The following is a 13,155-nucleotide window of genomic DNA, read 5'->3' on the forward strand; positions in this document are numbered from 1 at the left end:
TCTTTTATTCTTTGAGGCACTAAATTTCAATTTAACCACCGGTATTTCAAAAGTGAATTAGGAAAAAGTTTCTGCAAGAAGGTTCTGTTTGTTTTCCCAGTAGCACACAACATTTAAATCTGAATGATTAGCAAGGCTTAATTGATTAAGATTTGAAATTGTGGGATACTCATTATTTAGTTGAAAGATAGGAAAAGCATCATCTTGAAAACCTATAATAGATGTCCCACCATCAGTGTCGCAGGATATGTTAAATACACCCTGGATAATTCCCATTACTCCAAAAATTCATTTTACTGTTTTATTTAATTAATTATCCCAAAAGATCCTGTAGGTTCCTGGGGCTTGGAATTCGGGGATTGGGGAGCTTCAAATTTATTTTCTTGCCATTAGAAGGCAATCGTCGTAATCTACTTATCGAAATGATCTAAATTTAATATATAATCATCCCACATGGAAATGAGAATGCAAAAGTTGCAACTAAAGATATTCTTGGCTGAGAAGTCGAAAAATTAGTAGAAGAAAACAAAAAAATCAGGAAGAGTTGTATATATTAACATATTGATGTGTCTGATAAGAGCTTAGGTTATGTTTACGGCGAAAAAACCAACAGTTTCATTTAACATTAGATTTTTGAAAGAGAGCGCCATAAATTTGGCCAAAGCCCATAGGGTTTCACCTACCTCCAATGATCCGAAACCTATTAGACCAATCCTTGATGATTCAAAACAGATACTTACAGAAACCTATCGAACGCTCTCTAAAAGCGTAAAATCTGGAAGAGAAATTTCATCAGCATCAAAATGGCTGATGGATAATTTTTATATTATTCAGGAACAGACGGTTCAAATTGCTGCTGATTTTCCAAATGCTTATCAAAAATCCATTCCCATTTTGGCAGTAGGTGAATATGAGGGGTTTCCAAGGGTATATGAAATAATACGCAACCTGCTTACCCACACAGACAATGTTTTGGACAATGAAGTCCTGGTAGAATATATTCAGGGATACCAAGAAGAGGAGACACTCAAATTAGGTGAGCTTTGGGCCATTCCCATTATGATACGCCTGTGTCTCATACAAATACTCGCAGAAAAAGCTTCCCGGATTTTAGATCAAAAACAGATTTCAAATGAAGTTGATGATTTTATTAAAGAAATTGAAAAGGAAAACCTGCAGGAACCCGGGGCATTATCACATGCTATATCCCATTGGGTTAAAGATCATTCAGAAAAATTGGGACTATCATATCTTTTAGAGTTATTTAATCAACTTAATGCTGCAGGCCTGCTTCAAGAGGAACAAAAACGATGGTTCAATTACCGTGTAAACCAATATGAAATAAATCTTGAAGATGCTATACGCTTAGAGGCACAAAAACAGTCAAGACTTCAGTTAAATATTCAGAATGCGGTGGTCTCCTTGCGGGAAATAACTGAAACTGACTGGTCAGATTTTGTGGAGGAATGTTCTGTTATAGACCGTATCCTGATGCAGGATCCTGCTGGACAGTATTCAAAGATGGACTTTCAAACAAGAGACATATACCGAAAAGCCATAGAAAAATTGAGCAAAGGTTCAAGTCTTTCAGAGACCGAGGTTTCAAACTGCGTTTTGCATTTGGCAAAAGAACAGGCAAAAAAAAAACCTGAAGTTAATGAGGATTTGTTATATGACAGCAATCGTATTAAGCAGCACATTGGCTATTTTCTAATTGGGGATGGATACGATCAAATTACCAAGAAAGTTGGATATTCAACTCCTCTGAGAGAAAAATTTATCAGGCTCTTTGAAAAACATTTCTTTTTATATCTGGTATTACTTTTTTGTTTTACAATTTTATTTATTTGGGTTTTGCTAATGGCAACCGGGGCATTGAGCTCTTCAGTAACAGTCCTGACAATTGTTATTCTTGTTGCTTTTTTCCCGGCTCTAGAACTTTCAATAATAATTATAAACAGGTTTTTTTCGTTTTTCCTGCCGCCTCGCGTACTTCCAAAAATGGATTACAAAGAGAACATTCCCACCACTTCAAGGACTCTGGTGGTTGTCCCAACAATGGTAACCTCCCGGGAGGATGTTTTGCGCCAAATTGAAAATTTAGAAATCCATTCTTTAGCAAATCCTGATTCCACACTTCAATTTGCTTTGCTTTCAGATTTTAAAGATGCAAATGAAAAGGTGCTGGAAGGTGATGATGAAATTCTAAAAACAGCTGAAAACGCGATTGAAGATTTAAATAACAGGTATTCATCACAGTACGGAAACAGGTTTTTTATGCTCCACCGTGAACGCCTCTGGAACAAATCAGAAAATGTTTGGATGGGGTGGGAAAGAAAAAGAGGGAAATTAGAAGAGTTAAACGCATTAATTTGTGATCCTGTTGCAAAAACATCTTATACCTTCACTGCGGGGAACTTTTTACAATCATTAAGCTTAAATCCGGTGCAATTTGTAATCACCCTTGACGCTGATACAAAATTGCCGCCTGATACAGCAGAAAGACTGATCAGTACAATTGCTCATCCACTTAACAGAGCGTGGTATGATCGTGATAAGGAAAGAATCACCAAAGGCTATTCAATTATCCAACCGCGTATTTCCTTCACTCCGGAATCTGCAAGGAAAACGTGGTTCTCCAAAATATTTTCTGGAAATGTTGGGATAGATCCCTATTCTGCAGCTGTTTCAGATATTTACCAGGATCTTTCAGGAGAAGCTATTTTTACCGGCAAGGGAATTTATGACGTCAGGGCTTTTCATCATGTTTTATGTAACAGGTTCCCTGAAAACAGGATTCTTTCCCATGACCTCCTCGAGAGTACCTATTTGAGGACAGGGCTTGCCACCGATATAGAATTGTTTGACGATTACCCGAGCACTTATATCAATTATTCTAGAAGGATTCATCGATGGACAAGAGGGGATTGGCAAATTGCTGCGTGGCTTTTTTCGAGAGTTCCCGGACAAAATGGGAAAACCCGAAACCCAATAAACCTTTTATCAAAATGGAAAATATTTGATAATATTCGTCGATCGCTGAATTTCTTATTCCTGACAATTTTCTTCGTTGCAGGATTGTTCTTGTTGCCCGGATTATGGTGGGTTTGGATTGGGGCGGCCTTTGGGATTTTAGCGTTTCGCATTTATGAAAATCTGTCGAGCGATCTTTTAAACCGGCCAGCAAGGGTAAGGTGGAAACTTTATATGGAGAAAGTAATCGATAACCTGAAAATAAATACAGTTCAGACTATATCCACGGTTATTATTTTTCCCCATCAGGCATTTAATCAACTGAATGCTCTTGTAAGATCTTTATATCGGGTATTTATATCAAAAAAATGGTTGCTTGAATGGGCAACAGCTTCTCATACAGAAGGAGTAAGCCCAAATTCATTGAGTTCCTATTTTCGCATAATGGTATTTCCCGTTTTATTAGGTGTTTCCATATTTATAACTGCTATTTTAACTTCACCGCCCTATCTATGGGTTGTCATCCCGTTTTCCCTGTTATGGACAGGATCACCTTTTTATGTTTGGTATATCAGCCAGCCTATAAAAGAACGGTTTACGGTAGTTAAAGACAAAGACCGGCTAAAACTCCGTATGTATGCCAGGCGCACCTGGTTCTATTTTGAGCGATTTGTCAATGAGGAACATTATTGGCTTCCCCCGGATAATTATCAGGAAGACCCTCCGCTACCAGTTGTAGAAAGAACCTCTCCCACAAATATGGGATTGGGACTTGTATCTAATCAGGTGGCATATAACATGGGTTATATAACTATGGGTGAATTACTGGAACGGCAACAAAAATCTTTACATGCAATTAATGCTCTCGAAAAATATAATGGTCACTTTTTTAACTGGTACGAAACGCGGCTTGGAGCGGTTTTAAATCCCAGGTATATCTCCACAGTGGATTCCGGAAACCTGGCTGCGAGTTTAATTGTAATCAAAGAAGCCATTAAGCAGGTAATGAGTATAAGAGGGATCAACAAAAATTTCAAAAATGGCCTAGAGGATACATTGCTCACGATTAAAGAAATTTTTAATGAATTTAATAGCAAGGATCTACTGCCCGGAGATTCCTTTAATCAGGTTTCATATTTTACCACTTTGATGCTCAAAAAACTGAATTCAGAAACTGAATTAAATCATCATGCTGGCCTTGAAAGATTGATGGATTTGAAACATGACGCAGTAAGTTTAAGCGCGGTAGATCTTCAACCTATTAGCAACTTGCTGGATGACAGAAAGCTCGAAAACCTGCTTTTCTGGATTGAAAGCCCGTTAAAGCTAATTGAAAATGCAATGGACGAACACAAATTTTTACTCCTACCGGATGAAATTGATGGAAATATCTATTCACCTGAGGAATTAAACATATTGATAAAGGATAAATACAACAATCACAGTTGTTGCATGCTTCTGGAAAAATGGCAAAACCAGGCTGATAATATAGTATCACTTTCAGAAAAAATGATTGACGATATGGATTTCTCTTTTCTCTATCAAAAGAAAAGGGGGCTGTTCAGTATTGGTTATAATTTGGATATCGCCCAGTTTGATAAAAGCACTTATGACCTCCTGGCCAGTGAAGCGCGAATCGCCTCCTATATTGCTATTTCAAAAGGAGATGTATCCGTAGAACACTGGTTTCGGCTAAGCAGAAGGCTAACCAGTATAAATCGTGAAGAAATTTTGCTTTCCTGGGGTGGAACCATGTTTGAATATTTGATGCCCTTACTTTTTATGCGTTCTTATCCTGATACGATAATGAGTCACACTTATAAGAATGTAATCAATTGGCAAAAGGAGTATGGTGACAAACGGGATCTTCCCTGGGGTTTTTCTGAAAGTGCTTATTATTTTCTTAATATCGACATGCAATACCAATACCGCACCTTTGGTGTGCCCGGGCTTGGATTAAAACGCGGTTTGGCTGACGAATATGTTGTGGCACCTTATGCTTCCATGCTTGCCCTAATGGTCGATCCTAAAATTTCAATCAAAAACCTGAAAAGAATTGAAAAATCTGGGGGCTTAGGACTTCTAGGTTTCTACGATGCCATTGATTACACCCCTTCACACCTCCTGGCTGGCGAACCTTTTAAAACGGTAAAAACATATATGGTTCATCATCACGGTATGAGTTTGATAGCACTTGATAATTTTCTCAATGGCTGGACAATCAATAACAATTTCCATGCTGACTTATCAATAAAAAGTTGTGAGCTTATTTTACAGGAAAGAATACCAAAAGGAGTGCCTATCAAAGAGCCACATCCCATTGATGCTGAACTCGAACCAGGGAGGAAAACATCTATGAGCACTATAGTAGAACACTCCGGGATAAATGAACTCGATATGAGTCCACCAAGATTACATACCCTCTCCAATGGTAATTTCTCTGCGATGATAACTCATGCGGGCACCGGTTATTCCGCTTCAAAAAGTATCATGATAAATTCCTGGAAACCTGACCCTACAATAGATCCACTTGGGTTTTTCTTTTATATCAAAGATACTGAAAGTGGAAAATTTTGGTCTGCAATGCATCAACCGGTCAAACGAAAACCTGACAGATATGACACCTGGTTTCACAACGGTAAAGTTGTATGCTCCCGTGTTGACGATTGGATTGAAACCACTTCTGAAATTTGCGTTTCCCTTGATCACCCAATCGAACTCAGAAATCTTATTTTCACCAACTATTCTGACCGCGAACGCAGCCTTGAGGTTTATAGTTATGCTGAAGTGGTCTTAAACAAGATGGTTTATCATAATGCCCATCCAGCATTCTCTAAACTATTTATAGAAACTGAATATCTGTCAATGCATCATTCCATTATCGCTAAAAGAAGACCACGCAGTAAGGAAGAAAACCCGATATGGCTTGTGCATACCTTTGCCAGTGATTGTAAGGATAAATCAACCGATCCATTGCAATTTGAGACAGAAAGATCTAATTTCATAGGTAAAGGCAGGTCTTTGAGCAATCCGAAAGCCATGGATGACGGAAACCGTTTTAAAGGCTCTCAGGGTAATGTGTCCGATCCCATTGTAAGCTTTCAACAAAAAATCAAACTCAATCCCGGGGAAAAAATCCAGCTTTCATTTGGGCTTGGCTTTGCTGCATCAAGGGAGGAAGCAATAGAAATGGCCGATATTTATGACAGTTGGCAAGCTGTTAACAGGGCTTTTGACCTTGCTTCTGTTTATGGTTCAGTAGAGTTAAACCATATTGCATTAAATAGCAGGCAGGCCCATTACATCCAAAAACTTTCTTCTTTTGTTTACTATGGAGACCCCAGATACAGAACAAATGAATACCTGCTTCAACTCAATCACAAAAAACAGCAGGATCTTTGGCCATATGGAATATCCGGGGATTTCCCATTGGTAATCTTTCGTATCAATGAAGCCAATCAACTCAAGCATGTGAAGTTTTTATTCAAAGTACATGCTTTCTGGCGATTGCGCGGCATTGAAACCGAACTACTCATAATAAATGAACATGCCCCTGGGTATATAGATGAAGTGCAGGATGCAATTCAATTAGCAATTGAGTCTTCTCTTGAACGGGATGTTATCCATAAAAGAGGCGGTGTTTTTGCCTATAGAGCTGATAAGATTCAGGAAGAAGATATTACTCTTTTATTAAGTGTTGCGCACGCTGTTTTTGACAAAAAATTACCCGATTTTTCTAAGATAAAACTACCTGCTAAAACGGATTCGTGGTATATAGCAGATGAAGAAACAGCTTATTCGCCACTTAGAGAACAGGAGATATTAATTGAGGATTTATATAAAGAGAAGCAGGATAAGCTGCAATTCTTCAATGGGTATGGCGGGTTTTCTGAAGACGGAAAGGAATATCACATTCTGATTAAAAAAGATCCGGCTACCGGCTCTCACATATTCCCACCTGTACCATGGATTAACGTTATTGCAAATCCCAATTTTGGTTTTACAATCTCTGAAAGCGGCGCCGGGTATACCTGGAGTGAAAATAGCCGCGAGAATAAATTAACATCATGGTCCAATGACCCGATTAAAGACGTGCATTCTGAAGCGTTTTACATTAGAGATGAAAAAACAAAGAAATACTGGTCCCCCACACCTGGTCCCATAATTTGTTCCGGTTTCTACCATGTTATACACGGATTTGGTTATACAAGCTTTGAACTTACTTCAAATAACCTGGAGCAAAAACTCATACAGTTTGTTCCTGAAAATGAATCTCTAAAAATTTCAAAACTCATTTTGAAAAACAAGGGAAGTGAAATACAAAAACTTTCTGTGTTCCGTTATTTAGAGAGGGTTTTAGGTGTTGAACGAACAAACTCTTCCCGATTTGTAATTCAGGAAGCTTCGGATGATGGAAATACCGTATATGCAACCAATAACTACAACAATGAATTTGCCGGAAGAACCGTCTTTTCCTCTGTTATTAATCCTTTACAGGATGCCCGCTTTCAGTTTACCACAGATCGGCAGCAATTTATTGGAAGAAATCGCTCCTTGAATAAGCCGCTTGCGATCACTACTAAAGAATTTCTTGAAAACAGGCTTCAGATAGGTGGAGATCCTTGTTCGGCAATTCAAACTGTTTTTGAGTTGGTACCAGGGGGGGAAGTCACCCTCATCTTTCTGGAAGGAGAAAGCCGCAATAGGAAAGAAGCAGATTTAACAATTCAAAATTATTCAGGTATTGCCCAGGCTGATGCCCAACTCCTGAATGTGAAAAGCTTTTGGCTAAAATTGCTCACAAAAATTCAAATTGCGACTCCTGATAAATCTTTGGACGTTATGATGAACGGATGGTTAATGTACCAAAATATTTCCAGTCGTATCTGGGCTCGTACCGCTTTTTATCAGGCGGGAGGGGCCTATGGTTTCAGGGATCAATTGCAGGATGCCGCTGCCGCATTGTATGTAGACCCCCAATTGTGCCGGAATCAGATTTTACTGCATGCCAGAAATCAGTTTAAAGAAGGGGATGTACTGCATTGGTGGCACCCCCCTACAGGAAGAGGTATTCGTTCCAGAATTACTGATGACCGTCTATGGCTTCCCTATGTCGTAGAATTTTATTTACAATCAACGAATGATAAATCAATCCTACAGGTAAAATTGCCCTATATTATTGCTCGGAAACTTGAGCCGTCTGAACATGAAGCATACCTGAATCCAAACCTGCTGCCGGACAAAGGAACACTTTATGAACATTGCTGTAAGGCGATTGATATTTCACTGCAATTTGGCGATCACGGTTTACCACTTATAGGGGGAGGAGATTGGAACGACGGAATGAACCGCGTAGGTGAAAAAGGAAAAGGTGAAAGTGTATGGCTTGGTTTTTTTATGTATTATATTTTGGTGCGGTTTGAAAAATATTGCCGGATGATGAATGATATTTCCAGGGCAGATAAATACCAAAGCGTCGCAACAAACCTTAAAGAAAATCTCAATAAAGCAGGCTGGGATGGAAAATGGTATCTCAGGGCTTTTTATGACGATGGAACACCTCTGGGTTCTTCAGAAAATGATGAATGCAAAATAGATGCTATCTCCCAGGCTTGGTCTGTCATTTCTGGAGTAACTTCTGAAAATAGAAGCAAAAAAGTATTGACGGCTGTGGAAGAACATCTTATTTCTGAAGATGACAAGTTAATTCGTTTACTCACACCTCCGTTTGATAGAACTGTTAAAGACCCCGGTTATATCAAAGGGTATATCCCGGGGGTAAGGGAAAACGGCGGGCAATATACACATGCTGCCCTTTGGACAATAAAAGCATTTGCAGAAGTGGGTATGGGAGAAAAGGCTGTCCACTACCTGAATATGATTAATCCAGTAAATCATTCCCTAAACCAGGAATCAGTAAATAAATATAAGGTAGAACCTTATGTCATAGCAGCAGATATTTACGGCGAAGCCCCGCTTACAGGACAGGGCGGCTGGAGTTGGTACACCGGTTCAGCTGGCTGGATGTACAGGGTTACACTGGAATCTATCCTGGGATTTCAATTTTATGACAACTCAATTTTGTTGAAACCTGCTATTTCTAAAAGTTGGAAGGTGTATAGCATAGAGGTGGTATTAGATGATGATAAAACAACTTTTTACATTAAAATAGAAAATCCTGATGGACTGCAGTCCGGTAAACTTGAAGGGACCATTGATGGGGAAAATGTAGATTTTAAAAGTGTGCCAGCAATCATTCTGGCTAAAAAAGACAAGCAGAGACACAAAATTGTATTGAAAATTAAAAAGTGATAATATGGAGTATAATACAGCAGGTTTAACTGAAGGTCTGCGGTTTACCAATTTTATGCAGGAGCACCCGTTTGCACGCCATCACGCGCCGCATTGATGACGGGCTCCCTTGCAAGACGGGTTGATCTAGACCTGGACGTAAATAACCGATGGGTGCTTTTTCCCAAAGCCTCAAAGGGCACTAACCCTACTGAAAAAATATTGCCTGAGATTTTGAAGGAAGCCAGATATGCTACTGCCATTGTAGGCAAATGGCATCTGGGGGACCAACCAGAATACCTGCCAACTAAACATGGATTTGATTTTTGGTATGATCTTCCCTATTCCAATGACATGGAGATATGTGAAAATGATGAACCCATACTCCCCTTGATGAGAAATGAAGAAGTCGAAGAAAGAATCAAAGCAGGAGCGAAGAACAGGGAACATCAAGCCACCTTAACTCAAAAATATACAGAAGCATCCCTTAAATGGATAGAAGAGCATAAAAAACGGCCTTTTTTCCTCTACCTTTCCCATACCATGCCTCATGTACCTGTGGCAGCACGGGAGGCTTTTTATCAGCAGACCAATCATCTCAATACCGCATTTGGAGGAAGTATTGCTGAAGTCAGTTGGTCTACCGGGCAGATACTGGAATACATTCCAGAGATGGAACTTTCGGAAAATACCTTGGTGATTTTTACCTCAGATAATGGAGGAGCCCAAAATTTTGGTTCAAGTAATGGGATATTGAAGGGGAGTAAAGGACAAACCTATGAAGGGGGCATACGCGTCCCTTTTCTGGCCTGGTGGCCGGGTAAAATCGAACCCGGTACAACCTGCCATACACCCGCTTCCGTTTTGGATTTATTACCTACTTTTTCATCAATAGCCGGGGCAAAGCTGGATCGTTCCCCAAAGCGGGACGGCATGGATATTTCCGATTATTTTTTTAATCCGGATTCACTCCGAAACGACCGACCTGTCTATTATTGGCATGCCGGTTACCTTATGGGGCTAAGACTTGGGGATTGGAAGCTCAATTTGCTGGGCACCTTCAATGAAGAGCAAAAGGAAAACATAAGGAAGTCCACCTATAATATAACACAGTTTCCGGAAGGCATGGAATTAATTAACCTTCGGAAGGATCCAGCTGAAACCACGGATGTTTCAAGGGATTTTCCGGAAGTGGTCGAAGCATTAAGTAAATTGGCGGACAAACAAATAGAAGCACTCAGCCAATTTGACCAGTACGGTCCGGAAGTGAGAAAAACCCTGGTGGTGGATCGCCCTGTTTTTCTGATCGAATAAAAATGGTAACATGAGTTGGAAAAAAGATTACGTATTACTGAAAAATGAAAGCATGAACAAATTTACTTTAATCGTTTTGGTTTGGGTTGCCTTTTCTTGCACAGGGTCCGAGGAGTATGCCCTTGATTGCGGATTATGCCCGGAAACAGGTGCCCGATGGCTGGAGGCGGACAGGCCCTTACCTGAAGCTGATTCTCTTTTTTATGCCCCGCGTCCCGCTCCCCTGTTCCGAAAGGAGTTTTCAGTGTCCTCGGAGATTGACAGTGCCACGCTATCCATTACCGCCGCCGGTTATTACATAGCGACTATAAATGGTGACACCGTAGGAAAAAATGTCTTGGATCCGGCGTGGACGGATTACACTAAGAGGGTTTATTTTACCGAATACGATGTTTCCAATCACCTGAAAGCAGGGGAGAATAGCATAGGCGTGACCTTGGGAAATGGCTTTTACAACCCCCTCCCTTTGAGAAAGTGGGGGAGAAGAAACCCGCGGGTGGATTTAAATGTAGGCAAACCTACGTTTATTGCCAGGCTACGGGTGACCTACGCGGATGGGAGTGTCGCCGAAATAGTTACCAACGATAGTTGGAAACATAACTTCGGGCCTCTTATAAAAAACAGTGTCTACCTGGGAGTGGTCTACGATCAAACCAAGGAAATTGAGGGATGGGATCTGCCGGGTTTTGACGACGATACCTGGAAACCGGCCATAGCCGGCACGGGTCCGGGTGGAGCTTTGCAACAAGCTTTTTTCCCAGGTGTTCAGGTGACAGACGAGATCATTCCCGTAGCAGTGCATGCTGTAGAACCGGGAAAATTCATCGTAGACATGGGAGTGAATTTTACCGGCACCTATCGAATCAGACTTTCAGGAAATGAAGGAGATACCCTTACGTTTAGGTTTGGTGAGCGAATCTACGAAGACGGGACGTTGAATCCCATGACCACCGTGGTGGGGCAAATTAAGAAAGAGGGGATTGGAGGTCCGGGTGCCCCTACCATTGCCTGGCAAACGGATCGTTATATAATGGGTAATCAAGAAGCCTATTTTACCCCGGACTTTGTGTACCGCACCTATCGGTATATGGAAATTGAAGGCTTAAAAGAGGCACCATTGCTTTCCGATATTCAGGGCTTGTTTATCCATTCAAATATTCCCGATAAAAGTAATTTTACCAGTTCAAATCCCCTGTTGAATGAGATCCAGGATGCGGTGCATCGAACGTTTCGATCCAATCTGGTGAGTGTGCAGTCCGACTGTGCGGTGCGGGAAAAGTTTGGATATGGGGGAGACCTGAATGCGACCAGTGAATCCTTTATTTATAATTTTGACATGCAGGATTTTTACCGGAAGACCATTTACGACTGGGTGGACGCTATGAATGATTCCACCTTTGTGGACACGGCCCCTTATGCTGGGATTAAGTATTGTGGGATCAGTTGGGAGTCGGCTTTTTTAATCACCCAATATTACCTTTACCTCTATTATAACGATACCGCCATTGTAACGGAACTTTACGATTTAAATAAAAAGTGGATGGACAAAGCAGCACGTATTCATCCAGAAGGAATGGTAAACGAAGGGCTGGCGGACCACGAGTCCCTGGAACCAGTGCCCGTTCAGTTGACAGGAACCGGCCATTACCTTCAATGTGCCAAGATTATGGAAACCTTTGCCAACCTAATGGGTGATCAGGAAAGCACTGCTGAATATGCGCAACTGGCAGCCAACCTAACGGGAATACTAAAGGATCACTTTTGGGACAAGGCCGTGGCAGAGCCTATCAATAAGCAAACCCTTTTTTCGACCTTACTTTTTCATGAAGTCATACCGGAGGAGGATCTTGATCGAGCAAGGGACTCCTTGCTGACGGCAGTCCAAAACGGCCCTTCAGGGCAATTCAATACAGGTATCTTTGGGACAAAATACGTTCTGGAAACGCTTTCGGCGCGTGCATCTCCAGATGCGGTTTATGATGTGGTCAATAGTACCAAATTTCCCGGTTGGGGCTTCATGATTGATAATGGAGCCACCAGTATCTGGGAGACCTGGAAAGAAAGTGACAACACCTTTACCAATAGCCATCCCATGTTTGGAACGGTCACCGAGTGGTTTTATCGTTGGTTGGGAGGAATCAGGCCCGATCCGAATCACCCGGGATTTAGCGAATTCACGCTGGCGCCATCTACTCCGGAAGGGCTGGATCAGATCAGTTGCCACTACGATGCACCTCAGGGTACCATTGTTTCCAATTGGCAACGAAATCCGGATCATTCAGTGATGTTTGAAATAGAAATTCCACAGAAAAGTAAAGCAAATGTTAGCCTGCCTATTCGTTTCAATCAAGAAATCTCCCTTGAGAAAAACGGCAATCTTATGGAAGCCGAACAACTGGAAGGAATGGATACCGGACAATTTACCTTGGAGTCGGGATCGTATCGCATTATCCTTTCGGAAGGGGGAAGTTAGGCGCTTCGTTGCTATCAGCTGATTTAAATGTCCGATGATCAGCGGTTAATTTTTTGGTAATCAGGTATATTATAATAAAGGCGAATCTTGCTTAGGTAAGATCC

Annotated in this window: 2 protein-coding genes and 1 pseudogene; all 3 read left to right on the forward strand. The window is 41.0% G+C overall.

Annotated elements, in window-relative coordinates:
- Positions 1–588 precede the first annotated feature (588 nt).
- Positions 589–9,285 carry a glycoside hydrolase family 94 protein gene (locus tag GKS34_RS19645; RefSeq protein ID WP_163386690.1) on the forward strand — a complete coding sequence of 2,899 codons (8,697 nt, stop codon included), beginning with the start codon at positions 589–591 and terminating at the stop codon, positions 9,283–9,285.
- A gap of 60 nt (positions 9,286–9,345) precedes the next feature.
- A pseudogene (locus GKS34_RS19650) lies at positions 9,346–10,578 on the forward strand (sulfatase-like hydrolase/transferase); the annotation flags it as partial.
- 10 nt (positions 10,579–10,588) lie between these two features.
- Positions 10,589–13,051, forward strand: a complete 2,463-nt coding sequence (locus GKS34_RS19655; protein WP_240459376.1) for an alpha-L-rhamnosidase — start codon at positions 10,589–10,591, stop codon at positions 13,049–13,051.
- Positions 13,052–13,155 lie beyond the last annotated feature (104 nt).

The organism is Cyclobacterium jeungdonense (assembly GCF_010994275.1).
In the GTDB taxonomy this organism is placed as follows: Bacteria; Bacteroidota; Bacteroidia; order Cytophagales; family Cyclobacteriaceae; genus Cyclobacterium; species Cyclobacterium jeungdonense.

Bases quoted from the DNA above. Each gene is read 5' to 3' on its own strand.
- GKS34_RS19645 (WP_163386690.1), top strand. From the start codon at position 589: ATGTTTACGGCGAAAAAACCAACAGTTTCATTTAACATTAGATTTTTG.
- GKS34_RS19655 (WP_240459376.1), top strand. From the start codon at position 10,589: ATGAGTTGGAAAAAAGATTACGTATTACTGAAAAATGAAAGCATGAAC.